The organism is Ktedonobacter robiniae, from assembly GCF_016587375.1.
Lineage (GTDB): Bacteria > Chloroflexota > Ktedonobacteria > Ktedonobacterales > Ktedonobacteraceae > Ktedonobacter > Ktedonobacter robiniae.
This window is the reverse complement of sequence record NZ_BNJG01000002.1, coordinates 1,725,292-1,751,023: the sequence shown is the minus strand read 5'-3', so window position 1 is coordinate 1,751,023 and position 25,732 is coordinate 1,725,292. Positions and strand designations below refer to the sequence as shown.

The 25,732-nt window shown below is 51.9% G+C and carries 25 protein-coding genes and 1 pseudogene; 12 read left to right on the top strand and 14 right to left on the bottom strand.

All coding sequences use genetic code 11. The features are described 5' to 3' along the window. Window positions 1–112 precede the first annotated feature (112 nt). Together JMJ04_RS28365 and JMJ04_RS28360 are read left to right on the top strand one after the other, a co-directional pair. Window positions 113–646: a P-loop nucleotide/nucleoside kinase family protein gene (locus JMJ04_RS28365; protein WP_201373772.1), complete on the top strand. Its 534-nt coding sequence runs from the start codon at window positions 113–115 to the stop codon at window positions 644–646. 5 nt (window positions 647–651) lie between these two features. Then, on the top strand, window positions 652–1,641 hold the full coding sequence (locus tag JMJ04_RS28360) for a phosphotransferase enzyme family protein (RefSeq protein ID WP_201373771.1): 990 nt from the start codon (window positions 652–654) through the stop codon (window positions 1,639–1,641). A gap of 45 nt (window positions 1,642–1,686) precedes the next feature. Here the strand turns inward: JMJ04_RS28360 and JMJ04_RS28355 are convergent, their stop codons facing one another. Beyond that, entirely contained in the window at window positions 1,687–2,520 is an 834-nt protein-coding gene (locus tag JMJ04_RS28355) for an LLM class flavin-dependent oxidoreductase (protein WP_201373770.1), read from the bottom strand. A gap of 509 nt (window positions 2,521–3,029) precedes the next feature. Here JMJ04_RS28355 and JMJ04_RS28350 point away from each other — a divergent pair. The 3 genes from JMJ04_RS28350 (at window position 3,030) to JMJ04_RS28340 (ending at window position 7,207) form a co-directional block, all read left to right on the top strand. After that, the gene (locus tag JMJ04_RS28350; protein WP_201373769.1) at window positions 3,030–4,199 is read left to right on the top strand and encodes a hypothetical protein; all 1,170 of its coding nucleotides are present in this window, start codon (window positions 3,030–3,032) and stop codon (window positions 4,197–4,199) included. Window positions 4,200–4,228: 29 nt separating this feature from the next. Next, window positions 4,229–5,965, top strand: a complete 1,737-nt coding sequence (locus JMJ04_RS28345; protein WP_201373768.1) for a thiamine pyrophosphate-binding protein — start codon at window positions 4,229–4,231, stop codon at window positions 5,963–5,965. A 312-nt stretch (window positions 5,966–6,277) separates the two neighbouring features. Then, window positions 6,278–7,207: a 3-oxoacyl-[acyl-carrier-protein] synthase III C-terminal domain-containing protein gene (locus JMJ04_RS28340; protein ID WP_236038448.1), complete on the top strand. Its 930-nt coding sequence runs from the start codon at window positions 6,278–6,280 to the stop codon at window positions 7,205–7,207. A 66-nt stretch (window positions 7,208–7,273) separates the two neighbouring features. Here JMJ04_RS28340 and JMJ04_RS28335 read toward each other — a convergent pair whose 3' ends face one another. The 4 genes from JMJ04_RS28335 to JMJ04_RS28320 all read right to left on the bottom strand — a co-directional run bounded on the left by JMJ04_RS28335 (window position 7,274) and on the right by JMJ04_RS28320 (window position 12,231). Continuing rightward, window positions 7,274–9,022, bottom strand: coding sequence for a peptide ABC transporter substrate-binding protein (locus JMJ04_RS28335; RefSeq protein WP_201373766.1), 1,749 nt, complete (start codon window positions 9,020–9,022; stop codon window positions 7,274–7,276). A 317-nt stretch (window positions 9,023–9,339) separates the two neighbouring features. Further along, window positions 9,340–10,182, bottom strand: a complete 843-nt coding sequence (locus JMJ04_RS28330; RefSeq protein ID WP_201373765.1) for an SGNH/GDSL hydrolase family protein — start codon at window positions 10,180–10,182, stop codon at window positions 9,340–9,342. 338 nt (window positions 10,183–10,520) lie between these two features. Beyond that, window positions 10,521–11,402 carry a R2-like ligand-binding oxidase gene (locus JMJ04_RS28325; RefSeq protein WP_201373764.1) on the bottom strand — a complete coding sequence of 294 codons (882 nt, stop codon included), beginning with the start codon at window positions 11,400–11,402 and terminating at the stop codon, window positions 10,521–10,523. Between the two features lie 229 nt (window positions 11,403–11,631). After that, the gene (locus JMJ04_RS28320) at window positions 11,632–12,231 is read right to left on the bottom strand and encodes a DUF3592 domain-containing protein (RefSeq protein ID WP_201373763.1); all 600 of its coding nucleotides are present in this window, start codon (window positions 12,229–12,231) and stop codon (window positions 11,632–11,634) included. Between the two features lie 176 nt (window positions 12,232–12,407). Here JMJ04_RS28320 and JMJ04_RS28315 point away from each other — a divergent pair, with 176 nt between their 5' ends. Continuing rightward, window positions 12,408–13,001, top strand: a complete 594-nt coding sequence (locus tag JMJ04_RS28315; protein ID WP_201373762.1) for a hypothetical protein — start codon at window positions 12,408–12,410, stop codon at window positions 12,999–13,001. Between the two features lie 11 nt (window positions 13,002–13,012). After that, window positions 13,013–14,221 carry a tetratricopeptide repeat protein gene (locus JMJ04_RS28310; RefSeq protein WP_201373761.1) on the top strand — a complete coding sequence of 403 codons (1,209 nt, stop codon included), beginning with the start codon at window positions 13,013–13,015 and terminating at the stop codon, window positions 14,219–14,221. Window positions 14,222–14,279: 58 nt separating this feature from the next. Here JMJ04_RS28310 and JMJ04_RS28305 read toward each other — a convergent pair whose 3' ends face one another. Further along, window positions 14,280–14,684: an ester cyclase gene (locus JMJ04_RS28305; protein ID WP_201373760.1), complete on the bottom strand. Its 405-nt coding sequence runs from the start codon at window positions 14,682–14,684 to the stop codon at window positions 14,280–14,282. A gap of 155 nt (window positions 14,685–14,839) precedes the next feature. Here JMJ04_RS28305 and JMJ04_RS28300 point away from each other — a divergent pair, with 155 nt between their 5' ends. The 3 genes from JMJ04_RS28300 (at window position 14,840) to JMJ04_RS28290 (ending at window position 17,289) form a co-directional block, all read left to right on the top strand. Beyond that, a complete protein-coding gene (locus tag JMJ04_RS28300; RefSeq protein ID WP_201374505.1) occupies window positions 14,840–15,307 on the top strand; it encodes a MarR family winged helix-turn-helix transcriptional regulator in 468 nt (155 codons plus the stop codon). Between the two features lie 123 nt (window positions 15,308–15,430). After that, complete coding sequence (locus JMJ04_RS28295) at window positions 15,431–16,045, top strand: TetR/AcrR family transcriptional regulator (protein WP_201373759.1); 615 nt, start codon at window positions 15,431–15,433, stop codon at window positions 16,043–16,045. Continuing rightward, a complete protein-coding gene (locus JMJ04_RS28290; protein WP_201373758.1) occupies window positions 16,042–17,289 on the top strand; it encodes a cytochrome P450 family protein in 1,248 nt (415 codons plus the stop codon). Before JMJ04_RS28295 ends, JMJ04_RS28290 begins: the two co-directional genes overlap by 4 nt. Here the strand turns inward: JMJ04_RS28290 and JMJ04_RS28285 are convergent. The 4 genes from JMJ04_RS28285 to JMJ04_RS28270 all read right to left on the bottom strand — a co-directional run bounded on the left by JMJ04_RS28285 (window position 17,263) and on the right by JMJ04_RS28270 (window position 19,757). Next, window positions 17,263–18,237: a phosphotransferase enzyme family protein gene (locus tag JMJ04_RS28285; RefSeq protein WP_201373757.1), complete on the bottom strand. Its 975-nt coding sequence runs from the start codon at window positions 18,235–18,237 to the stop codon at window positions 17,263–17,265. The two genes, JMJ04_RS28290 and JMJ04_RS28285, sit on opposite strands and share 27 nt — an antisense overlap. A gap of 28 nt (window positions 18,238–18,265) precedes the next feature. After that, window positions 18,266–18,877 carry a TetR/AcrR family transcriptional regulator gene (locus tag JMJ04_RS28280; protein ID WP_201373756.1) on the bottom strand — a complete coding sequence of 204 codons (612 nt, stop codon included), beginning with the start codon at window positions 18,875–18,877 and terminating at the stop codon, window positions 18,266–18,268. 102 nt (window positions 18,878–18,979) lie between these two features. Then, on the bottom strand, window positions 18,980–19,588 hold the full coding sequence (locus JMJ04_RS28275) for a GrpB family protein (protein WP_201373755.1): 609 nt from the start codon (window positions 19,586–19,588) through the stop codon (window positions 18,980–18,982). After that, the gene (locus JMJ04_RS28270) at window positions 19,581–19,757 is read right to left on the bottom strand and encodes a hypothetical protein (protein WP_201373754.1); all 177 of its coding nucleotides are present in this window, start codon (window positions 19,755–19,757) and stop codon (window positions 19,581–19,583) included. Before JMJ04_RS28270 ends, JMJ04_RS28275 begins: the two co-directional genes overlap by 8 nt. Window positions 19,758–19,820: 63 nt before the next feature. On the opposite strand from JMJ04_RS28270, the gene JMJ04_RS28265 reads away from it, so the two are divergent. Beyond that, the gene (locus JMJ04_RS28265; protein WP_201373753.1) at window positions 19,821–20,720 is read left to right on the top strand and encodes a cyclase family protein; all 900 of its coding nucleotides are present in this window, start codon (window positions 19,821–19,823) and stop codon (window positions 20,718–20,720) included. Window positions 20,721–20,823: 103 nt separating this feature from the next. Then, on the top strand, window positions 20,824–21,627 hold the full coding sequence (locus JMJ04_RS28260; RefSeq protein ID WP_201373752.1) for a hypothetical protein: 804 nt from the start codon (window positions 20,824–20,826) through the stop codon (window positions 21,625–21,627). A gap of 68 nt (window positions 21,628–21,695) precedes the next feature. Here JMJ04_RS28260 and JMJ04_RS28255 read toward each other — a convergent pair whose 3' ends face one another. The 4 genes and pseudogenes from JMJ04_RS28255 to JMJ04_RS28240 form a co-directional block, all read right to left on the bottom strand. Beyond that, window positions 21,696–22,502, bottom strand: a complete 807-nt coding sequence (locus tag JMJ04_RS28255) for a MerR family transcriptional regulator (protein WP_201373751.1) — start codon at window positions 22,500–22,502, stop codon at window positions 21,696–21,698. A 245-nt stretch (window positions 22,503–22,747) separates the two neighbouring features. After that, window positions 22,748–24,216: pseudogene (locus JMJ04_RS28250) on the bottom strand (RNA-guided endonuclease InsQ/TnpB family protein). Then, window positions 24,173–24,781, bottom strand: coding sequence for an IS607 family transposase (locus JMJ04_RS28245; protein ID WP_201373339.1), 609 nt, complete (start codon window positions 24,779–24,781; stop codon window positions 24,173–24,175). Before JMJ04_RS28245 ends, JMJ04_RS28250 begins: the two are co-directional and overlap by 44 nt. 125 nt (window positions 24,782–24,906) lie before the next feature. Continuing rightward, entirely contained in the window at window positions 24,907–25,401 is a 495-nt protein-coding gene (locus JMJ04_RS28240) for a DinB family protein (RefSeq protein ID WP_201373750.1), read from the bottom strand. Between the last annotated feature and the right edge of the window lie 331 nt (window positions 25,402–25,732).

The following is a 25,732-nucleotide window of genomic DNA, read 5'->3' as shown; positions in this document are numbered from 1 at the left end:
AATAGTATACAAAAGGCGTCAACCCAGGCGCATCGTTCAAATGAACGGTGTATTACTATGCGCTTGCTGATAGAATCGCTCTGTGTTCTAATAAATATAGAAAGAGTGAGACATGCCAGAATCTTATTTGTACATACTATGTGGCTTCCCTTTTGCCGGAAAAAGCACACTTGCCAGGGAGCTTGAAAGTTGGTTAGGAATAAGACGCGTCTCAATTGATGAGATTAATAACGAGCGAGGCATCTGGAACGACGAGACCGGTATGTCAGCAGAAGAGTGGGATCAAACCTATCAGGAAGCCTACCGGCGCATCGCCACGCATCTCAGCCAGAACGTAGACGTAATCGATGAATCGGCAAATTTCACCAGGGAGCAGCGTGACCGCCTGCGATATATAGCCGAGCGGCATCACGCCCAGGTCAGAGTCATCTTCATAGATATCCCGCTATCTGAGGCCCGCCGCAGATGGCAAGCCAATCGCCAGACCAGGATACGTGCGGATGTGCGGGATGAAGATTTCGCCCATGTCGTAGACAATTTCGCCCCACCAACCCAAGATGAACATGTAATCCGCTATGACGGCTCACTTCCGCTCGCAGAGTGGATCCGGCACACATTTCCTAAAGAGAAAGGGCTAGAAAGTTAATTCACATGATTGACAGACATAGCCAGCAAAACTTTGATCAGGCCATACTGCTTGAGCTTGTCAAGCAGTATTACCGGGTTCAGGTCGACACACTCCAGCAACTGCCAAGCGCCACGGGCAAATTGATCTACCAGGTAGGGCTAACAGACGGAACAGGCTGGATACTTCGCCTGGCGCCTGCACATGACCAGGCTATGCTTGGCGAACTGGGGCAGCTCCTGCGCTTCTTTGAAGAGGCCGACTATCCCGCGGAGCGCGTCATCCCAACTACTGAAGGGGCGATGTTAGCCACAGTAGGGAATCGCACGCTCTGTATGACAACGTATCTCACAGGCGCGCCGCTGGACTATTCACCCACGTCCTTTAAGATGCTAGGGACGGCCCTGGGACGGCTGCATGCTCTCAAGCCAGCACTTACCTATACCCCACCCAAAGCAGGCATGCTTCCTGCGGGCGAACTGGCCTTCGCCCGCCAGCAATTGACCTCAATAGAGCATGCTGTGCCGCACGATGCCCTTACACAATACCAATGGCTCGACACAGCCCTCAGATCCATCACCTATGGCAGCGATCTTCCCGTAACGCTGATTCACAACGATTGCCATCCCGCAAATGCTCTTTTAAGCTCACCTGGGCAGGCGACGCTGCTAGATTGGGAGGGCGCCGGCATGGGACCCGCCAGTATAGATATGGGTTTCCTGCTGACAAACTGTGATGGAAAGGTTCCCTGGGACCCCATCACAAAGGCTTCTTCCCAGGCAGAAGATGCGCTTATTCGCGCCGCCATCGAAGGCTACGGCCTTCATCACTGCCTGGCCCCAGTCGAACTCGACTATCTACCAGATGCGATCCGCTTCCGATCCCTGGTCTTTGGCACTGTCTCTTTCGTTCAGGCTATCAAGCAACATAAAAATACAGCATTTTCGCAGCAGTGGTGGAGACGCTACTCCTCAGCGGAAGAGATTGCAGAAAAAGTAAGAATGTATTTTTCATAGAACATTCCTCCAACGTCGTTGTTGGCGGAAATCCTGCAAAGATGCTCAAGCAATTGTAGGCGGTCCCAGGCGGATGCGCGTGCGAACCTGCTCAAGTGAGTAGTTCCAATCGAAGGCCTCCTGCCACCAGGTCACGCCAGCCTCGGCAAAGGGTTGTATAGTTGCCTGATCCTGCACTTTATCACTGCCCGTGGTATGGCCAGCGGCGATCACATCGAAGGAGTCATTACTCTGGCGTTGTGTTTTGAGATAAGCCGTTAGCTCCTGGTAATCCTCAGGCGTCAGTTCTCGTCCCTCAGCAATGGGACTGACGCCATCCCAGCGCGCGGCGCGGCGGAAGGGTTTCTTGTTGGGCCAGACGCCTGCGACCCAGATGGGGATGCGTGGCTGCTGCACAGGCAGGGGCAGGAAACGTGCCTCTGTAAGCTGGTAATGCTTCCCCGTGTAACTAAAGGTCTCGCCGCTCCACAGCCTTGTAAGTACCTCCAGGCTCTCGTCCAGCATCTCTCCATGCAGGCGGTCTTCGCTCGACTCGCCAAAACAGCTAAACTCCCGGCCAAAATCGCTGCCAATGCCCACACCCAGGATCAGGCGCCCACCTGAGAGGTGATCGAGGGTTACGGCCTCCCGCGCTACCTTCCACGGCCTGCGGCGCGGTAAGGGAGTCACGATGGGCCCCAACTTGATGCGCTGGGTGCGCATAACCATCGCCGTCAAAGTGATCCAGGGATCGGCCATCGGCACCTCCCAGCTTGCCCCAATATGATCCCAGATAAAAAAGGCATCCCAGCCAGCCTCCTCGGCCTCATAGGCCAGTTCGGCCAACAGCCTGGCATCGCCATACAGGCCAAAATTGGGCGTATTGATAGCAAAATGCATTTCTGCCTCTCCTCTCACCTTTGCATATATCGAGAGAAGTATACCCTGCATTCCTGACATCCTCTGTCTACATTTCCGCTTTTTGCCTCTCCAAACAAGGAAATATCACTAATACCCAAATAGGCTATAAATAAACCGAGATATCCATTACAAAAATGTAATATTTGTGCATAAAACTCAACCATAAAGCATAAACACAGTACGATTAAGCATTGTTTATCTAGTTAAAACTGTTTCATTTATCCTCTCCCATGTTTACTCTTTTAATAAATCATTCACATTAAAAACAGACTAGTGAATATAAATATGGTACATTTATTTCTACTGAGTAGGTAGAGCAAAAAAGCTCTACTCTATCCTTATCTATTTTCTTACGCAAAAGTTTTAACTAGAGCCTGCCACTTCATGGTAGGCAATAAGCTGTCAAAAGGGCGAAGCGTTCAAGCGCGAGCACAGGAAAAGTCAACGAGTTAATATCGTCACCGTCCCATCAAGACAAGGAGGAGAAAATGAATACGATATCAAATCACCCATGGTCTCCCGGCGAGCTTATAGAAACACAACAGGATGCGCCTTCAAAGGGCTTGTTTCAGTGGTGGTACAGCCTGACTGCGCTTCCTGATGCCTCTGTCACTGCAAGTGTCGTTCAGCGAGAGGCAATACGTAAATCGCGCTTAATCAGTGTTATCGTTGCCTGCCTTCTGATCAGTTTCACCGCTTTTATCCCAGGCTGTTTAGCACTCCCAAACCACTATGTCATTGTTGCGGATCTGGGCATGATGCCTTTCTGCATTATTGCTTTGATACTGAACAAAACCCAGAAGCCAACCCTGGCTGGTGTATTGCTAACTGTGGCTTTTGAGCTTGCACTTATGCTCGTGATATTAACATCAACGCCGTTCGACGAGCCAAGCCTACAACAGTATGAGTTGTTTGTTTTCGGTGAGCTCCTGGCGGTCTCCTTAATCACACCTGCTAGCGTTTTTGCAGTTGGCCTCTTTAACGTTGGCTTTATCTCATGGAGCTTAGTGTTTCAAGCCCCAAAGGACCCTCATCTAATAGCTGTTTTGCAGACACAGTTTGCGCCTATCTGGATAAGACCTGTTGCCGTTCAGTTCCTTGTGGCAGGCGTGACCTACCTGTGGGTGATAAGTGCGACGAAAGCCATTGCACGTGCCAATCAGGCAGAGATGATCGCAAAACTTGAACACGAAATGGCCGACCAGAAGCGCAGCCTCGAAGCAGGTATCCAACAAATACTGCAAACGCACGTTCAGGTAGCCAATGGGCATTTCAACGCGCGTGCGCCCCTTACGCAGGATAATGTGCTCTGGCAGATTGCACAGGCATTGAATAATTTGCTTATCCGTTTTCAGAGGGCAGTGCAGGCAGAGAGAGAATTAAAGCGCCTGGAAGAAGCAATAAGTGCTTCCGTGGGTAGTATCCAGCAAGCTGACCTTGACAAGCAAACGCCCGTTCTCCAACCCACACGAACATCACTAGATCGTATGATCGCGGTTCTTCAGGGACGTACTCTTGGTAAGGCTTCAGCATATCCAAACCAACCAGCTAACCGGATTGCGCCACCTCAAAGTAACCATGGTGATTGGCCGCAACTCAGGCCCTGGAGGGATAGCATAATGAGCCAGACCAGCAATACACCTGATATGGACTCATAGTTTATTGTAGGTGAAAGGAGATCTCTTCGATGCCGTCAGCCATCCACGTCTTGCTACAGGCGTTAGAAGAAATCGGTGTGAAGCATATTTTCGGTGTTCCAGGGGGACCACTCGTCCCCCTGTTTGAAGCTCTCGCCGAACGACAACATATCCAACCTGTTTTAGCCAAACATGAGGAGGGCGCAGCCTTTATGGCCGAGGGCTATGCGCGCGTGCGGGGCGGGCTAGGCGTCTGTTGCGGCACAAGTGGACCAGGGGCAACAAACGCCCTCACCGGCATTGCCAGCGCCAATAGCGATTCCATCCCGGTGTTAGCACTTACCGCACAGGTAGCCACCAGTGTCTTTGGCAAAGGAGGCTTGCAAGACAGTAGTAGTGGCAATCGGACTGCGGACGTTGTCGATATATACCGTTCGGCAACAAAATTATCGCTCATGCTCCAGAACAGCCAACAAATGCAACATATGGCCCGCCGCATGATACGAACGGCACTTACCGGGCGTCCAGGGGCGGTACATTTGAATCTTCCGGCTGATATCGTCAAACAGCCTGCACCCGATGATGGACTGCCAACAACCCATTTTTTTACACGCAGTACCTCTACCGGAGATCTCGCGGCTATTCAGAAGGTTGCTAGAATTTTAAGGGACGCGAAGAGACCAGCCATATTTGCCGGACATGGTGTCAGCGTTTCGCGCGCGTGGTCTCAACTACAACGAGTCGCCGAAACCCTACAAATTCCCGTAGCAACGACGCTCAAAGGGAAGAGCGCCTTTCCAGAACGGCATCCACTCTCTTTAGGGGTATTTGGCTTTGGCGGGCATCCTCTAGCAGAGACCTACCTCTATGCGGAAGATGTTGATGTGCTGCTGATCATTGGCACCAGCCTGGGTGAGTTTCAAACCAATGGCTGGGACCCACGCCTGGCCCCCTCCCATCGTACAATTATTCAAATCGACCTCGATCCGCTGGCTATTGGCAATATCTATCCTGTTAACCACGGCATTGTCGGCGATGCCAAAGCCGTGCTCAAAATACTTGCTGCGACGCTTACTGGACTCGTTCCAGCTAGCCGAGACTCAGTGAGTGCTCTGGATCGGCTACGGAAGACGATCCCGCGCTACTATAATGCAAAGGCGCTTCAGGGTGATGCCTCCCTCCTCAAGCCTCAGGCTCTTGTGGCAAAAATGAACGAAGTACTGCCAGATAATACGCTGCTATTCGTGGATAACGGGAACTGCCTGAGTTGGGCGGGACAGTTTTACGAGGCCAGGCGACCTGGAACGGTGTTTTTTGCGACGAACACAGCTTCCATGGGCTATGCTGTGGCTGCCTCCATCGGCGGCAAAATTGCCGCGCCCGATAAGCCTGTTGTGGCATTGCTTGGCGACGGGGCCTTCGGCATGCATGGGATAGAGGTACACACAGCAGCGGATTACAACATTCCGGTAATCTGGGTGGTCCTCAATAACGGTGGGCACGGAATGGTGTATAATGGGGAGAAGTTGCTCAATGGCACATCCTACCTGACCATCTTCGACAAGCCGCTAAATGTGAGTGGCATTGCAAATGCTGCCGGGGTCTCCGCGGTGAGAACCACCAGCCTTGACAAGTTCGAAGATAGCCTCCGCCAGGCGATTGACGCGAGAGTCCCCTGCGTTATTGAGGCAATGGTAGACCTTGAAGAGGTGCCGCGTTCCCTGCAACAACGCGCCGATACCTTAACAGCTTTCTTTGGAAAACAAAAAGAGCGCGCGCTCGTGTAATTAAAGGCCTCTCGTCTCAGGCCTTTGACAATGCTAGCCGCCAGTTTCATCAGGAATTTCCAGTTCTTGCCTCGGCTCGCAACGCGAGTCTCGGGGTAAGGGGTGTGGGTGGAAAACGACAATGCCATTTTCCACCCACACCCCTTACCCCAGTGGGCCAATGCCATAAACCGGAATGAGTTGCAGATGAACATTATTGAGAATCTTAAAAGTACGCTCTCTATGAGACATGATTTGGGAGCAAAGGGAAAGCCACGCGTTAGATCAAAAAAGCGCAAGAAACGGATAGGTATCAAAGGATGCAGCTACTGCATGCCACCACACATACGCGGTAATGATGATCCCATTTTTCAACAGATCACTACTCAGGCCAATGCACAGGGAATTACCGAGAAGGACCTTTTCGTCGGCATGAAGGAAAGACGGTACCTGGATAAAGATGAACGGATTGAGCCGCTCATGATTGAAGCGTCTCGTCTGGCGCTTAAACAAGCCAATATCGCCCCGGAAGCGATTGACCGGCTCTATGGATACACCTCAGTCCCAGAATACTACACGCCAAATAGCCTCTATGTTGTGCACAACGGCCTACAACTTCCCGAGCAAACGTTAGTTGTGCCACATAATGCAGAATTTAGCACCTTCCTGCTGGGTGTGCTAGAAGCCTACAATGCGATTACAGCGGGTTGGAGCGATCATGCATTGGTCTGCTGCGGTTCAAATTGGACACAATATATGGATTACACGCAGGGACACTCACTTAGCATCGGCGATGGGGCAGGAGCCGCGGTTATTGGGCCAGAGGCAGACTTTGAGATTATTGACTATGAGACGCAAACACTCAGTGACCAATATGGCGCGATGACAATGCAGGCTCGTGACTCACTCCGCGCGACATACAAAATAACCGAAGATGTTGGCTTTTATTCCTTCCAGGTTTCGGCAATGGAAGGAATACCGAAGATGGTGCAACATCTACTATCCAGGAATAAGCTAACGGGCCGAGATATCGCGTTAATAACACATCAGGCCTCCCGTGTCCTTATGGATCACTGGCAAGAAAGCCTTCAACCACGAGAATACCCGGACACGCTAGAACTATTTGGCAATCTAACACTGGCATCCTATCCTGTTACGCTGGCCTATCATTATCTCACTATCTCTTCTAAGTATCTTGTGTTAGCTGCCTTAGGCGTCGGTTATCACCAAACAGCGCTATTATTGAAAAGGACAGGCTCGTGAACATGAATGGCTTTTGTGTCATCAATTGATCAATTGATGACACAAAAGCCATTCGCTACTGATTAATTACCCATTTGCCTTGGTGCAAAGCGAGTTCGTCGAGATATAGATATTGCCCCAGTCTTCGGGAGGTGTAATACCTTGAGCATTATCGACGATACCCATGACGCAAGGCTTACGCACAACCAGGGTATTACTCTGGCTTATGGGCAGCCAGGCAACATCGTTGACTAGTTGTTGCTCTGCCTTATTGTACAACTGTACACGCTGCTGCTGGTCAAGCGTCGTATCTGCCTGCTTGATCAGTTCTTGCGTCTGTTGTTGTGATGATACATTCGCAGACTTGTTATGAGCATAGTTAAATTGATTGCCACCATTCTGATTATCCAGGAACAAGTCAAGCCAGTCCTGGGGATCAGGATAGTCTGCCCCCCAACCACTCTGCCATATTATGGGGCTGTTGGAATTACCCTGTGCTGCGCCGATATACTGGTTGCGCTGGTTAAAGTCAAGATCATTAAGTGTCACATCAACGCCTAGGACAGCTTTCCACATCTGCTGCACTGCCTGAAACTCATTCTTGGCATCGGGCGAACCATTGGTGGCTACAGTAAACGTGAGCTTTGGCAGAGACGAAAGCGTCATGTTCTCTTCTTTAAGTCCTTCCGCAAAAAGTTGTTTGGCTTTTTGAGCATCACCACGCGTACTTGTGACTCCGTCTGGACCAAGCAACTGCGTGTTATATCCAAGCTGCCCTTGCGGAATTATATGGTTGGTAGCAAAGACAGTATCTTTGCGAATATTATGCGCAATTTTCTCTTTATCGATGGACAGGGCAAAAGCCTGACGAACCTTGATATTGTTGAAAGGCTTGACCAGGTAGTTCATCGCATAGTAGGAAATGGTGAGCGCAGGTGTGATATGTAACTGCTTTTGTGGCAACGATTTGGCCGACTCGATATTAGCTGTCGGCACCGGGGCATCATCCGTTTGTCCTACCTGGTAGGCTTTAAAGGTTGTAGGAGCATCCTTATAGAAATAGAAAATGACTTTACCAAGCTGTGGTTTCTTCCCAGCATAATGGGGATTCGGCACGAAGGTAATTTGGTTGCCATGAATATAACTGGCCACGATCCAGGGACCCGCTCCGCCTCCTTCATTCAGGTGATCCATGAATTTTTGATTACCATATTTCTCTATAAGTTTCTTCTCAACAACCCACGAACTGGTGTAGGTTAAAGCCTGAAGAAAATATGGAGCCTTTTGCGTAATAACAATCTTCACCGTCGTCGGATCAGGAGCAAACAAGCTATCATTAATTAATGTTGTGACCTTCCCATTGCTACGTTTATCCCCATCCTTGATAAGCCCAAGATAAAAGGGAGCCGTCGTGGATTTAAGGGCGGGATCAAAGGCACGGTCAATGCTCCAGACAACATCCTCTGAGGTCAGGGGAGAACCGTCACTAAAAGTCAGGTTAGGCTTCAACTTAAATGTCCAGGTCAAACCATCAGGGGATTGTTCCCATGATTGGGCTAGCTGACCATAAACCTGGAGCCGATCGTCAAGCTGAACTAAACCGCTAAAGACCATATTAATAGCTGACGTAGAAGGTCCGTCTCCAGCCAGCGCGGGATCAAAAGTCGCAATATCACTGATACCGCTGATGGCATGGTGAAATACTTGCTTGTCTGCGGTCGCCTTCGTGGTAGTATTGGTGGCGTTCGAATCTCCACCACAGGCTGCCAGGCACAAAGCAAGCAAACAAAAAATAAGAGGGAGGAAACGACGCATGTTTGCTGTGTTCACGTGCATGTATCTCATCTCCTTCGAAGGTGATAGGTTCCTTTGTAGGGATCTTTACATGGGGTAATGTTTTTTATTGTAATCTGAAAGCCAGAAGACTCGCAATCCGTAGATACGACAAAAATATAGAATATAACGACATTAGAAGTATATCTCATTACATTGTCATAGGAGCGCGAGTTATATATTATTTATAAGCACAACTATTTGTAATCATCCAGGAGAGCCTGACCTTGTAAAATCAGCCGGGTTCAGCATAGGCTTTTTTTCTCTAATAAAAGAGATTTCTTCCATGTCGCTCGACATGGAAGAAATTGCCCCTATGCTTACGCGAAGTGCTTAACCAGGTCAGTCACAAGAGCTCGGAGGATGCGCTTATTTCCCTTCAGACTCGGATGCAAGCCATCCCAGGAGACCAGTTCAGCATCGGCAGGCTGGCCGAAAAGCTCCCAGAGATTGACGGCAGGGTCAGGCTGCTTGAGCACGGCTTCGGCTACACACGCGGAGTCTTCGTTGTAGAACATGATCTGCCCAAGCTGAAAGAAGGGGAAAGCGGCAATCTTCTCCTCGATCAGCGAGGTAGGCGTCATCCAGATCCACTTTGCGCTTGTCTGACTGGCAGCGAAGTGACGCAGCATGACCAGGTTCTTCTCCGTCTCTTCAGGGCTTACCAGGGGCTTGGTTGGAGAGACACCATGCCTGCGCCCATCGTTGGAGCTGATGTGGCAGATAATCCAGTCGGGCCGTTCATTCACCACGGTGCTAAAACGGGCGATCTCATGCGTGCTTGTATCCCCGCTGACGCCCGCGTTGACAAAGCGAACGCCATCCTGGGGGCGGCGAAGGGCGAAAACGGCACGCAGGATTTCGAGCCAGGATTGCAGGTCATCGGTTGTGCTAGAACCAAAGCCAACCACCTTAGCACCAGGAGCAAAGGGAAGTCGGTCCACAAGCGCGGCGAAGTCCGCGTCAGCCAGTAACTCCTCGGCCGCCTGGCGCACACGAGCCTGAAAGCCCCGGCGAATCTCGTTATATGTCGCGACATCGATCCCAAACATGCTGGCAACTATGCCATCATTTATGCCAGGAAATTGAGCTAGGACCTTCTCGGGATGAGTCAGTTGAATCCAATATTCAAGCATCTGGCGCTGAGAAATAGAATTGGTCATACGAAATTGCTCCTTTTATTTACTTCAATCCATTGTGTCATATTTTTTTGCATCCTAAACAGGCCTCAGGCATTCACAAACTACCGCTTCAGTCGGATATAATCAGCCATATGCGGTTATCGGTCTTTGGGACAAACCTAGCGAAGCCAACAGCGAAACTCGTAAACAACTTGCAAAGCTCAGCGAGTTTGTCGCGGCTCACACAGGTCTACGGTTACAGGATCTGCGCCCCAAATAAATACATAGGAGTGGAGGCGCAATGAACGTGTTCATTGCGCCTCCACTCCTGACAACTCAACGATGGAGGATACAAGTAGCCGCGTACGCCAGTAGCGGACTTAAGAAACCGGCGTCTCCTCAATATCAGAGGACTGATAGACCTGCTCAAGGGTCTGGTTGCGGGCGCGAGCAATGCGAGCCAGTCGCTTCTCAAACTGTTGGCGCGCGTAGTCACGCACGGCTTCGGGAGTGCCATTCTGCTGCTGATCGCTCTGAATGGCGCCGAAGAGTTCGTTCATACGATCCTCGACGACGGGCCAGAGGGACTTGTCCTGGGCCACCAAGCGCGAGATCAGGAAGACCCCGTAGGCGATGTGTCGCGACTCATCACGCTTGATATACTGGATGCCTTGTTGCAAGCCAGGCATGATATTGTTCTGAGTAAGCAAGCGGAAGAAGCTGAAATAACCTGTCTCGGCAAGCACGCCCTCAACAATCATGTTATAGAGCACTGAGGCCCGAGCCTGGTTCGCTGGCGAGGGATCGGTGAGCAACAGGTTCATCTCGCGCGGCAGGTCGTCGGAGAAGAGGTCGCGGGTATTGTTTGCGGTGCGCACACCATGCAAATCACCCTCGGCCTGCATGACCTCGTCGAGGATGCGGCGAAAGAACTCGGTGTGCTTCCCCTCCTCCCAGAGAAAGGTCGTGAGAAAGAGTTCCTCTTCCAGGCGCCCCTCGCGCGCCACAGTCATGATCAGAGGCAGGAGATCCAGGGTTACAGCCTCCTCGCCTGCCTGAAAACTAAGAATCAAGTTGCGCAGCCGTGTCCTGGGATCCTCCGCCAACTGCTGCCAGTCCAGGCAGTCCTGGCTTAGATCAATATCGCGAGGATCCCAGGTTCCCAGCTTTTTGGCCTTGTGGTAGAGCCGCATAGGAAGAATGTCATGCCGCAAACCACGGCTGCTTAGCGTAGTATAGGTTCGACGAGGCATCGTTGCCATAGGAGCCAACTCCTTCTCTTGCTTCTTGCTTCTTGCTAAAAACGGACTGTTTCAGACTGTTTCGCATATGGGTTCATCAATCACTATAGCAAGTGTAGTTTTCAACTAAGCAAAAATCAAGTAGGCTCAAGAGCGCGCTATTTTAAAGTTGCCTGGACTGGATGCCTGAGAACCGTTGGCATCTTTTCGGGGGCGGTTTTGCATGGATCAGTCATGCCCGTGAACTACGTTAGTAGCTTGCTTCGCCTCCTGAGTAAGGAGGATAAGGAGGAGTATAGGGCGAGTTATAGTACGCGACCTGCCGACGTCGACGTAGAGCAACAACGATGGCTATCACAAAAAGAATGATAGCCACCAGCACCATGACTCCACCGATGGCGCCAAAGATGAGCGGGAGAAGCCAGAGTGCAATGAAAGAACTGATACGCGCATCATGTGGATGCGCGGGATGATAGCTGACAGGAACCTCGTCGCCTTCATTCATGGAACTACTTGAGAAATTAGAGGTAAACTGTATCACCTCTCCCTGCTGCGTACGAAAGCGCACGACTGGCTCACAGGTTGATGACATAAGCTGTGCATTTATCTGTGAGTCATATTGCATGTTACAGGCAATAATCGAGCCCTGTGTCGTCACAGCGCCTTGCATAAAATCCACTGATGATGTATAGAAGAAAAACGCGATTATCGCGAATGGTAAACCAACGAGCAGAAAGATACCTCCGATCAGGCCGAGGGCAAAAGTGGCAGCACGCCTCATATCCAGGTTCCCTCCAGGAGCAATGCGAATATCTTCGACTAAAGGTAGTCCTATGAGATAAACGCGCACATGTATAACTGCTTGCGCATAAGCTAAGTAAAAGGTACATCTATTATCATAACACAAAGTCTGTAAAAAAGATGTGCTTATATGTTATTCTTTTAGTAGTTCAGGCGCCTAACGTTTCTAATGGTATTTCAATTGATGGCGCAAGTAAAGCGCTATGTATGGAGGGCGAAATCCGCATGGATCCCATTCACAATGAGGAACAGCAACCCCAACCGCAACATCAAGACGAGCAAAATCTGGCGGCCGGCAAACAGGCTGATACACCCGAGAAAGACGTTGTTCTCCCTGAGCAGCAGGAAGCGTTATTTCCAATCAGTCAGGACGAGGATACCGCTCCCAGGCCCAAGCGCCCTATAGAAGACCATCCAACCTTTCAAGAATATGGATCATCAACGCCTGCAGCCGCAGCCGCAGAGTCCTATGGAGAAAGTACACAGGTTGCGTGGCAGGAGGCGCCCTACGGGCCAACACCACAGCCAGCGCCACCGCCACAAACGCCCCAGGCCCAGCCCGTTCCAGGGCCGTATGATCCCTACAATAGCCAGCCTTCCTGGCCAAATTATCCTCCACAAGCAAACACGGTCCCAACAAATCCATACAACCCATATGCCAGCCAGCCAGGCGTTGGCTCAGGCGTAAACTATGCAGCCACTTCTGGCATGAACTATCCTCCAGTCGCGCCCGCGCCTGCCTCAAAGCCACCCAAACAGCCAGGAAAGCTGGCTCGCCCTCTGCCACACTGGGGGTTCTGGGAGGCCTGGGCCTGCTGATCGTCCTCTTCGTGGTCCTACATCTCACGGGAAGCGATTGGGCCGCTGGATCAGCCCATGCCAGTGGCGCGGCGCTGCTACTGGGCCTTCTACTGCTGATCGCGCTCGCCATTCGTATGGGGGATGGGATGGGTTCCATCCTCAACAAGACTCGTGTGCGCCAGGCTATAACTTCTGCCATTATCATCGTTGTACTCTTCATCTACTCGGGCGTGGCCTTCAGCATTCAGCCCTCTCTGCACATCGCGCAGGCCCATAGCCTGGAGAATCAGCAGCAGTGGCAGCCTGCTATCGATGAGTATACTCAGGGAGGCGAGCAGGCTCCCGATGGGGCTGACTTGGCCCGGACCTATACCTCCTGGGGCCTGGCGCTAAATAAATCACAGCATTATAACGAGGCCTTAACCAAATTTGATACGGTCATCCAGAAATTTACCGCTAGCTCGGCCCAGAGTGAAGTGCATCGCGCCCAGGTGGGAGATATTGCGGCGCGCCTCAGCCTGAGTCGCCAGAGCCTGGACGCCAAAGATTACGATGGAGCAACGAAGAGCCTCGATACAATTCTGGGGATTCCTTACTGCGATAACACCTGCCAGACCCAGGCCAGTGCCCTCGATGCCACAGCCTACTACAATATTGGAGAAGGGAAGCTACAGACGCAAGATTATGAGTCAGCGGTCAACGCCTTCGATAAGGTACTCACTAAATTCTCCAGTGCCCCTGAAGCCGGGCAGTTACATGGCGACATGGCAAAGGCTCTGCTGGGAATGGGAAAACAAGAACGCTCCTCATCCTGCTCCAGCGCTATCCCAACCTATCAACGCCTGGGCAAGGAATATGGTGATACTAACGAGGGCAAGTCAGCGCAAAAGGATTTGAACGCGCCCCAGGACATCACGGGACACTTTACCAATATCGAAACCGACGTCCCCTTTAATCAGATCGGGCTGACGACAGGTCTGAAGGGTGGAATGGGAAAGGACGAACTCTTCGCCAAATGGGATGGCTCAAAGAAAACAAATATCCAGGACAATGGAAACTTTGCCTTTCATGGCATTTCCCAGGGTAACTACGACCTGATATGGTACGCCAACAATGGCTCCTATGAATATGTCGAATTCATCTATCACCAGGTATCACAGGAACCAACCTATGTAGCGGAAGTCGGCCCCCTCTGTCCCGTGAACATGGGCAATGTCACCAACGTTCACACAGTGTAGAACGATAAAACATGCATATTTTCCTGGTGAAGCACATGTGCTTCACCAGGAAAATATATTATTTATCTGCGCCGATCTGGCGGAGCAGGGCCGGTAGGTCTAGTAAGCCCCGGTGCGAAACGATCTTACCATTGACGACTTTGAAGAAGCGGTAACGGCCAACTTCAAACTTTTTGCCTGACGCTGGTATACCGCGAAATGGTCCAGAATGTGTTCCACAGAACGTCTCACAAACCGCGACAGTATCGCCTTCGACAATAATTTCTTCAATAATAGTCTTATGATCAGGAAACGCCTCATTTACAATTGCCAATAAGCGCTCAAGTCCCTCACGGTTGCGTGGCTCAGATGAATAATCGTAATAGGTTGGATCAAGGATCTCATCGAGCACACCCAGCTTATTTTCGTTCCAGGCTTCCGTGACGAAACGTTTAATGACATCCCTATTAGTGCTATTAGACATCTTACCCCCTGTGGTTATCAGTAAAAATGTTCTCAGAAAAGAGAAACTGCTGTATAATAGTCAAGCAATTTGACTACTTGCGTAATATACAACACCCTTGCAATATAGTCAAGCAATTTGACTATATTGCAAGGATAAAAAGGAAATTGACGATGATGGAATTTGCACCCAATTACGAACTGACACCTCTACTGATGCTTGGCTCTCGGACGGTAATTGACGACTTACATAAACACATGGCCGCGCTTGGCTATGATGATGTGCGGCCCGCACACGGCTTTGCATTCCAGCGGCTCGCACCATATGGCGCAACAGGTAACGAGTTGGCCGAGTTTCTGGATATCACCAAACAGGCTGCCAGCGAAATGATTGACTACCTGGAAAAGCACGGCTACGTTACACGCCAGCCTAATCCAGCCGACAAACGCGGCAAGATCGTAACCCTCACAGAGCGAGGCTGGGGCTGCATCCGTGAGACAGAGGCCTTTCTCACACGCCTGGAGGCGCAGTGGGCAGAGATTATTGGTCCCAGGCGCATGGCAGAGCTACGTGCTGACCTGCGCCAGCTTATCATGGCGGCCAATGGAGGCATCTTGCCGCATAAGTTCCGCCCGGTATGGTAAAGGAATAACTGTAATACACAATATTGGTGGCTAAAAGCCTTGACAGGATAGTGAAATTTATGGCATTCTCTGAATGAATACTCATTCATTACTCTGAACAGCCATTCACAAAAGGTAAATTGTATGAAGGAATCCATTCAGGAGCAGCTTATCGTCGCGCGGCGCAATCAGATCCTTGACGCGGCCACAAAGGTGTTTGCCCAGAAGGGCTTTCACCCCACAACGATTCGGGATATCGCTCGTGAGGCTGGTATCGCGGACGGCACCATCTATAACTACTTTGAGAATAAAACCGCGCTGATGCTAGGCATCCTGGATCGGCTGAATGAATCTGACCAGAGGCATGAAGACTTCGCGAAATTTACTGAGGGTGACTTTCGCAGCTTCACTAAGGCTTACTTCCGCCACAGGCTCACAGCACTCAAAGCAGATAACTTCGAGATCTTCAGGATTGTCATTTCGGAGGTTCTGGTCAATCGGGAGTTGAGAGAGCTTTATTATCGGAAGATTATAGAACCGACTTTTACTATGGCCGAAACGTACTTTCAGCAGTGGGCAGAGCAACACATCGTCAAGTCAACCAATATGCGTCTCGCCATGCGCGCCATATCGGGCATGGTACTTGGCCTGATCATAGAATATCTTATGGGAGACACGACCCTGGAAACAGCCTGGGATGAGCTACCAGACGTGCTTACCGATATGATCATGGATGGATTAAGGAGCGAGAAGCCATGACGAAGAAACAAACGCTACCAGCAACCGCGTCCACAACTTCTATCGCACCCGTCGACATTACCAGCGCCAGGTTCAAGGCCAATCCCTTTCCCTTTTATGCCCAACTTCGCGCCGAGGCGCCGGTTTTTCCGGTGATCCTACCCACGAAACAGCGCGCCTGGCTTGTGACGCGCTATGACGATGTGCTCAGTGTCTTGAAGGATAAGCGCTTCGCCAAGGACCGCCATAATGCGATGACGCCTGAGCAGCTAAAAAAGGCTCCCTGGGTACCGCCCATGTTCAAGCCACTTGAGCGCAACATGCTCGACCTGGACAGCCCGGACCATACCAGGCTGCGCGCCCTCGTACACAAAGCCTTTACACCACGTCTGATTGAACAAATGCGCGAGCAGGTACAGACTCTGGCCAACGAATTACTGGATAAAGTAGAGCCCAAAGGCAGTATGGACGTGATCGCCGATTTCGCGCTGCCACTACCACTCACGGTTATCGGGCGTATCCTCGGGGTACCAGTTCAAGATAACCATAAGTTCCATCGCTGGACCAAAACCCTCATTTCAGGAGGCACCAACCGCAACCTTTTCGTGCTCATTCCTAGCATCATGGGCTTTATGGCGTACTTAAAGAAGCTCATCAAAGAGCGACGTACCCGTCCTCAAGATGATCTCATCACGGCGCTCGTGCAGGCCAAGGAGGGCAGCGACCAACTCAGTGAAGATGAAATTCTAGCCATGGTCATACTCCTGCTCATCGCGGGCCATGAGACCACCGTCAACCTGATTGGCAGCGGAACACTCGCCTTGCTGGAGCATTCCGACCAGCTGGCGAAATTACAGAGCGAGCCAACACTCATCAAGCCTGCCATTGAGGAGCTGCTACGCTTTGTCTGTCCGGTTGAAACAACTACCGAGCGCTATGCCAGCGAAGACATCACGATTGAGGGTATCACCATTCCACGCGGGGAACTGGTCCTGGCGGCGATTGGCTCAGCCAACCGGGACGCAAACTACTTTGATGATCCCGACACGCTGGACATCACCCGCGAGAACAATAAGCACCTGGCCTTCGGCCAGGGCGTGCATTACTGCCTCGGCGCTCCCCTATCCCGGCTTGAAGGGCAGATCGCTATCAGTACCCTGATCCAGCGCATACCTGATCTCCGGCTCAGCATCGCGCCCGAGCAGGTCCGCTGGCGCGGCAGCTTTGTACTGCGCGGATTAGAGGCGCTCCCAGTCTCGTTCTAACAGGTTAGCCTCAAGCAACCGGGCGGCACCGATCTTCCTCTCGTCGTCGAGGTCAGCTCTGAAAAGCACCTGCGACGCGTCCTCAATCAGATCCTGAATAACGCGCTCAAGGCGATAGTACTTGAGCGCGCGCCAATCAAACGCGACCTCGCCATAGCCCTGAAAAAAGGGTGCGGGCGGATCAGCTGCCTGGGCATCGCCCACAAAAATAAAATCGCGCTCTCTGGGAGCCAGCATAATATCATCCCAATCAATGATAAATACTTCTCCGTCTGAAGTGCGTATAATATTGGCGGTATGCAGGTCCGCGTGACAGATGACCAGTGGCCCGGCCTGTTGCCGCAGGTGGTCCGCCAGCTTTTCCATGGAGTCCATCACGGCATGAATCGTGGCTTGATACTCCATCCAGTTCCTATAAAGAGACTGCTCAGACGCGCTATCACCCACAAATTGTGCCAGCCTGGCCTCAATTGTCCGCACCCCACGACGGTACTCCGCCAACTCGAAGGCCTCTTTACGTACCCCCTGGAAAACTTCGGCTGGCTGATTGATCCGGTGAATTTGCTTAAACGCAGCTCCCAGGCTACGCCAGTACGTATCATCCATACCAGGATTCCAGCTGCTATCACCATCGATAAAGGGATAGAGCATAAGCGTCCACCTGTCGACCGTGACCCACAAGGCCTGTTCCTTCGTAGGCAGGGGAGCGACCACCGATGTGATTCCCTGGTCCCTGAGATAACGCGGGACACGGCACGCTGGCTCGTAGAGCGGTCCCTGCCTGGCTTTCAGCAGATAGGCATCTCCCTGCTCACACACCACGCGATATACCCTGGCGTTCACATCGAGTCCCTGCGACAGCAACTCAAATGTGGCGGCATTGAGAGCATACTGCTCCTCTAAACAGTGGCGTAGGCTCTTATCTGGAAGACCTGGCTCCTTACTCATATCTCGCACCCCTTCTATCTAGTGAGAATCATTCTTTTACAGGGTTCTCGGGCTTGAGCATACGCCAGAAGATCTCTGCAGCAGGGAAGTGCTCGATGTATTCTTCTGGATAATACTCAGCCCAGTGGGTAAGGCCATCAAGACACGCGTAGATAGCTCTCAGCAATTGATCTGGATCGCCTGCCACGATCTCACCGCTCGCCTGTCCCTCGATGATGCCCTGCCTGATCACGCCACGTAAGGCATGCGCGCGCTTATGTACGAGCTCCCGTAGCTCCTCCGGCGTGGCCTCAGAGTTGCGCATACGATCTAAGAGCTGGTGGTACTCGGGGTGGCGCCTGCTTTCTATAAGCCCTGTCAACAACACCCTCAAACGCTCTCCTGGGGTCTTCGTCTTATCCAGCTCCTGCACCACCGTTAAGGGGTTGGCTTGAAAGGCTTGCTCAGCTATTGTGTGCAGGATTATATCCTTGCTCGTGAAGTAACGATAGGCCAGTCCATGGCTGACCGAGGCCTCAGTGGCGATATCATCCATAGTTGCAGCCGGTCCCTTGCGCGCAAAGACGCGCCTGGCAGCCTCTAGAATATGCGCTCGTTGCTCATCACGCAGACGTTGTTTGGCTTCCTCTGACCGAGGCATAAGAGTGCCTCCTCCCTCTTTCCAATAATGACTGACTTAGTCAGTCATTATTATATACAGAAGAGAGAAGAGTGTCAAGTCTTGAGTGTTAACTGCCAGATCCTATGCCTCTTTAACAGCGCGGGCGAGAATTTCCTCGACGACCAATGTTTTGGCGTCGGCGTAGTTCTGCGTATACTTCCAGGTCTTACACGCAAGCTCGCGCTTGGTATGCTCATATAGCAGTCGGTCAGCCTCATTGCGACGGATCCAATCACGGAAGAGGAGCATACGCTCAACCTCTGGGCAGCCAGGTGAGAAGACATGGAGGTTAACGGCTGGATTGTCCCCTTTAAGCATACGGTGCTCGTGCCATTCTGGCTCACGAATCCGTAACACATAGCCCGCGCCCTCCAGGGCCGAAACATAGGCGGCTTCATCCGCCGAGTTCGGCACTACCAGCAAGATATCTAAGATTGGCTTGGCGGCCAGTCCTGGCACCGAGGTCGAGCCGGCATGCTTCAGCAGCACAATTCGCTCGCCAAGCGCAGCCCTGATCTTCTCAGCCTCGCGCTCAAAGAGTTCAGGCCAGGCTGGGTCATAGTCTGCAATTGTCACAGATCCATTCAGAGGCTTGCGTTCCCCCACAGTTACTGCTTGCAATTGTTCTTCAGTAGTTACTTTACCAATTGCCTCTGGAGTTTTAGCATGTGTATTATCAATTTCAGACATAGCATCCCCTTTCACTGCCAAATGTACCTTGCATCAGATCTTCTTCTTTTTTTATGTTATCATCTTTTTCGATATTTTTCATCAATAACTTTTCATTGACAGGCTCACATACCTCTCTTAAACTATGGTTATTATATTTCTCTTCAAAAAAGGACACAGGCTCTCTCATGGACGAAACTTCATAAGCGGTGAGTAGTCCTGAGTAGAAGATACCTGGCAAGGAAAGAGCTTTATGGATAAACGTGTTCAATTTGATTTCGAAATCGAGTTTACCAATGGCGGCGGCATCCAGGGACAGGACTTCCGCCTGGATATCACGGGCGATAATATAAGCGACCAGGAACTCGCTGACTATCTTGTTAGCGATATGCGTCTACTCATGGTGGGAAGGGTCAAGATTCTTAATAAAACCATTCTAACAGAACAGCACAAACGCACTCCCATCAATATCCAGACCGGGACAGAGAGGCTAATAGACTTGAGCCATATCATTGAACATGGCCTGGTCACCTATAAGGGTTTGCCTGCTCCCATTATCTGCGATTATTTGAGCCGCGAGGAATCCAAAAAGCAGTATGCCAGCGGGACTGAGTTTCAGATTGGTAAGATCGAGATGGTGACCAACACCGGAACCTATCTGGATTGCCCTTTTCACCGCTATGAGCATGGGAAGGACCTCTCGGAAGTCGGTGTAGAGAGGCTCGCGGACCTGGAAGGTATTGTTATCCGCGTCGATCATAAAGAGACATTTGCCATCAACGCCGACTTCTTTCGTGGCAAGGAACTCCGAGGGCGGGCGGTGCTGGTGCATACCGGCTGGGACAATTACTGGAACACAGAACAGTATTTTGAGCACCATCCCCACCTGACAGAGGATGCCGCGCTCTATCTCGTCGAGTGTGGGGTCAAGCTGGTTGGCATCGACTCCGTAAATATCGATGATACCAGGGGCGGAGAACGACCCGTGCATACCCAGCTTCTGGGGGCCGAGGTTCTGATTGTTGAGCACCTGTGCAATCTCCAGCAGCTGCCGGATGAAGGCTTCACCTTTAGCGCCCTTCCGCCAAAATTCAAAGGCGCCGGAACCTTCCCAGTAAGAGCGCTAGCCAGGCTACACCAGGTCGCCAGGTAAGTGAGTGCGAGCCACGCAGCGGCGTGAAGTTGTATATTAAGTTCTCGGCTCATCCGTGATTATATATGCAGCATAGTATATGTAATCACGGAAGGGGCCATATATGCAACAGACAAATACTCCCTCATCGTTTCTGCCAGTGAGCAGGAAACGCGGCGTCGCTCCCACAAGCGGCTTATCGTTAGCCATTCTTGGCGCCATCATTATCTTTGGCATCGGCATCGTCAGCGGGTTCCATAACATCTCTGGCACCAGCGAGTTTAGCCAGATCGCGACCTGGTTGATCCTCTTCGCCCTGTTTGGCACGCCTCTGCTGGCTGGACTCGTGGGAACTCTGCGCTCAGGACATCTGGGTACAGGCACGCTCTCAGGCCTATGGAGCGGCTTTCTGGTTGGCCTCTGCCTGGCAATCTATATCATTATTCTCTACCTTACCAACGCGCCCACCCAGGTCTCACCAGAATCAGCCAGACAGGCACAGGACGCCCTGGCACAGCAGGGCGTCCAGGTCTCTATCCAGAGCATCCAGGCCAACGCGACGCGCCAGATTGGTCTCACAGGCCTGGTCATCGCCAACGTGATTCTGGTCTTGCTCTGGCTGGGCATCGGTGCAGTGCTGGGAGTTATCGGAGGGGCCATTGGCAAGATCTTTGTGCGCCAGCCACGCGACTATGTCGTGCCTGCGGCAGCTGTGGCACCTCATTATGATGAGACTCCTCTCCAGGAACAGTATGTAGAGCCATCTCCCAACTATACCACGCCACCCGTTGAGGAACCCCCAATCGAACCTGCTCCCCAGGAAGAGGCACGCACCACTGAAGATTTCGAAGATTTCCATAAAGGTTCCTATAATACCACCCCATCAGCCAGATCTTCACGCGATGAAGTGCCTCCCCAGGAGAGCTAGTCCGGCGCTATGTATGTACGTACCTCCACTGACACGGAGGCACGTACATACATAGCACTCACCTCACCCTATCTCCCGACTGGAAATTGAACCTCGACGACAGATACATCCTGGTGCAGGCCTTGCAGGTAGATTTGGCGCGGCGGCCCTACGAGCCAATAGCTGTTATCATCCAGCCAGCGATGCAGGACGGCAAAGGCCTGGCCGCTGGCAAGGACATCACCGGTGAAAACGGTGCAGGCCATCAAATGCTCGGGCAGCGTGTGGACGGTAATGTGCTCATTGCCGGGAAGGAGCCTGCGCAAAGGCGTGGCAAACTCTACATCCGCGTATAGCCCGTCCTCACGCGCTTCATGGCGCGAGTACCAGAGCAGCATATCTGGACCAGAATGTGCTATCTCTTGCTGCTCCAGGTAGGACTGAAGGCGCGTCCGTGGCTCCGCAAAGTTACTTCCAAGCGCTACGAGACCTCGGGTTGAGGCCACAAGCAGCGGATCGACCTGTTTTAAGCGTACTTCATAGTCTGGCATATTCTCCTCCTGTTCAATCTGGCGCAAGCGGGCGGCGATACGTGCCAGGCGGGCCTGCTCGGTATCAATAATCTGCTGCGTCTGGGCCTGCTTGAGCCTGAACATACCATGTAGCACCTCCAGTGGAAGTGACTCCTCTAGCTGTTGCGCGATCTGTTCCAGGGGAAAGCCTAGGTCTTTGAGTGCGAGGATACGGTTTAAGCGTGGAAGCTGGTCCAGTGAGTAGTAGCGATAGCTGGACTCGGGGTCCAGCGCCGAGGGCTTGAGCAGACCAAGCTGGTCATAGTGGCGCAGCGTCGCGATGGACACCTGGCCTACGCGAGCGAACTCGCCGATTTTGAGCATACTCCTTGCTATCATTCTTCTTATTGAGAACCTCCAGCCAGAGCATACACTCTCAAGTAAGGTGAGAGTCAAGAGGAAATAGATACAAAGAAAGCGGGGGTGTTCGGGCAATAGTTGATCAAAGGATAACCATCTATTGCAATGATTATCCTTCTCACTTTAACCTACGCCTGTTTACCAAACAGCGGACTAGGCGGGAGGATGCACTACGAGCATCCTATGCACCCCTCTCTACTGAGAGATGTTCACTCGTGAGATGATTCCAGGAACATCTCTGGGGATCCCAGAAGCTCAACTGGACGGGAGGCCCGGCATCCTGAATCCTCTGCTGATTCTGCTGTTTCCACGCTTCATGCCGCGTCATGAGGAGCGCCTTGACCTCCGAGGTCGAGCGACATGCCGCCAGTTTCCGATCCCCCCAGCGTCCCGCGAGCGTCTGTGCGGCTTTGCGGTCGGCCTGGTCTGCGTAACCACAGACCAGGCACTTGAAGGTTTTCTGGTTCGGCCGATTAGCGCGATCGACATAATGGCAGCGGGGGCATTCCTGAGAGGAATAGGCGGCTCGGACCGTGTGGGCTGCCATGCCCTGTTTGGCGGCGGCCCAGGCCAGCTGCTCTGGGATATGCCCCAGGTGAGAAGCATACAGATAACTGTTCATCACCCTTGCTTTGAAGCGCATCGAGGCCACATTGAGGTCCTCATAAATGAGTCTGGCATCTGGATGATCTTTGACCAACTCATTGACCGCCCGGTTGATCTCTTGCTTGACGTGACGGCTCAAGCGTTGCGACGTTTCAGAACGTGTCGAAGGAAGCTTGCCCTTTGGGACGCCTTTCTTTTCCAGACAGGCTCGCAGTTTCGCCTTGCGGCGACGCTTTTCCCGATCGTGCTTGTGCTGTCGGGCCATCTTGCCATGAAAACTGCCATACTCTTTATTGGTGGAGGTCGTGAGGAAATGGGCAATGCCCACATCGACGCCTACTGTAGGGGCGTCAGGCTTGGTTTGAAGAGGAACGTCCTCGTCAAAGGAGAGCGTCAGCCACCAGACTCCATTGCGCTTGTGAAGTGTTGTGGATGCATTGAGCGTGCGGCCTTCGAGTGCTCGTTTGTGATAGGAGGCGAGTTTGACTGGGACTCGAAGCGGATTCCCGAAATCTAAGGTGGACACGCGCAGCCAGTAGTCGAACGTGGAGTCCTCCGACTTCTCGACCACCACCACGTTGACATTGGCTTGGATGACTGGCACACGCAGCACAGGGAGATCCCATTCGGTCCAGGTCGGTTCGCGGCGTTTGAAGGCGGGCATCCGGCCTTCCGCCTGAGCTTTGGCCTTGGCCTGAGCGTAATCAGCCACATCTTCCAGGTACGCCTGATAGGCGTTCGCTCGATTAGTGCGAAAGCTTTTGGCAATGCCTGCGGCTTGCTGTATCGCCACTCGATGCAAGCGGTCGGAAAGATCGGTTTTGAAGACGGTTTCTTGGTACTTGTCCGGGCTTGTCTCGGCCTCGCAAAACAGGGTGGTGTACTGTTGGCACAGCGGCAAGTAAACCGCCACAAGCTGATCGAGCGCCTCAAGTTTGCCAGGATTGGCCTCAATGAGAGGGATATGGGTCACCGCTCGAGTGATGGTCTGCTTCGTCTTCTTTTTGCGCTTGCGCTTTTTTTTCTCATCAAGCGAGGCTTTTTGGGGCTTCTTGCTCACGGGCGGGTCCATTCTGCTGCAAAGCCGCTAGCACTTGTTCCGTCTTGCGTTTGGCTCGTCTGCGACCATAAAGACGAGCGCAAAACGAGGTAATGATGCTGATAAAATCGCCCATGAGATCATCTTCGGCGGTATCAGCTGTGTTGACGATGACCAGTTTCCGTCCTTGCATAGCCAACAAGGTCTGAATATAGGCCACGCCAAAGCGAGAAGCGCGATCTTTGTGTTCAACCACGATCTGCCCGATTTTGGGATCTGCCAGCAGCGCCAGAAACTTGGGCCGCTGATCGTTGATGCCACTGCCGCACTCTTTGACGACTTTGCTGACCGACCAGCCTTGGGCATTGCACCAGGTCACCAGCCGCTCGGCTTGCCTTTCCAGGTTGTCTTTGTTTTCGCTGCTTGAAACACGAGCATACACAGCGACGGCGTGGACCGGAACCGAGCGAAGCTCCGGCGGATCAATGATCACGGTGCCGGTGGGCAATTGATAGCCGGGAATCTGGCCGCGTTTCCACATACGCCAGGCGCTGTTATAACTGATCCCAATCTTCTTGGCATAACTCGATAACTTCATACATCCAAGTTTACTCTATCTGCTTGAGATATGCAAGAGATGATGATACTTTGTGATGGTTGCTTATACAAAATGGATACTCGATCATCTCCGCTTTCTTTGTTGGTTAGCCTCTTTCTTCGAGGCTAGAGATCGATTGCGGGAATCTGATGCACGCCTAGTGCGAAGGAGAGTTCACCGCCATGATGTATGTCATGCTCGATCAGGTGCCAGATGACCCACTGTCGCGTGAAGGTTTCCTCATCTTGAGTGTCCTCGTCAACATCGCGCAAAATCTCTTGCAGGTCGGCGGGCGTCCAACGTTCGAGTGCATTTTGAAGCATCTGCCAGGTTATCTCCAGACCGCTCACCAGTTCGGCGGCAGACCTTACAGGCTGAGTGGGACGATCCCACTCTCCAATGGTGCGAAGCCGCTCATCACCTATTTGCAACACATAGTAGGACCAGCGGGCACGAGCGCCAATAATGTGGCGCATTAGCGTGTCTATATCACGCAGGTGAGGCGCGACACGCAGGGCAAGCTGCTCAGAGGTGAGCGGGGCAATGGCTTTGACAAGGTGTTGCTGGTAGACATCCCAGCCCTGGTAGAAAGGTGCAAGCGTAGAAGGGTGCTCGATCATCTATGATTCTCCTCACATTTTCATGGCGTAGTTTGTTACGCACAATTAGCATGTATGATTGTGAATTGCTTGTTACAAAAATGGAGGATGGTACACCTTGGGGACATTCAAGCAATGGGTTTGATGAGCAGAATGAAAGGCAAGGTGTACGGCCTCCACGAGATGTGAATGGTATTCATACAATTCCCCTCCTTTCCTGTTTGAAGAACGACGTTTCATGCTAATAGGATAGCATAGTTTCTTTCTCAGTTTCAAGCCGTGCGAGGGAATCTTCGCGCCTGCGGCGCTCAGAGAATAAATGATATGCATAGACAACGGACCGCAGGCCTGT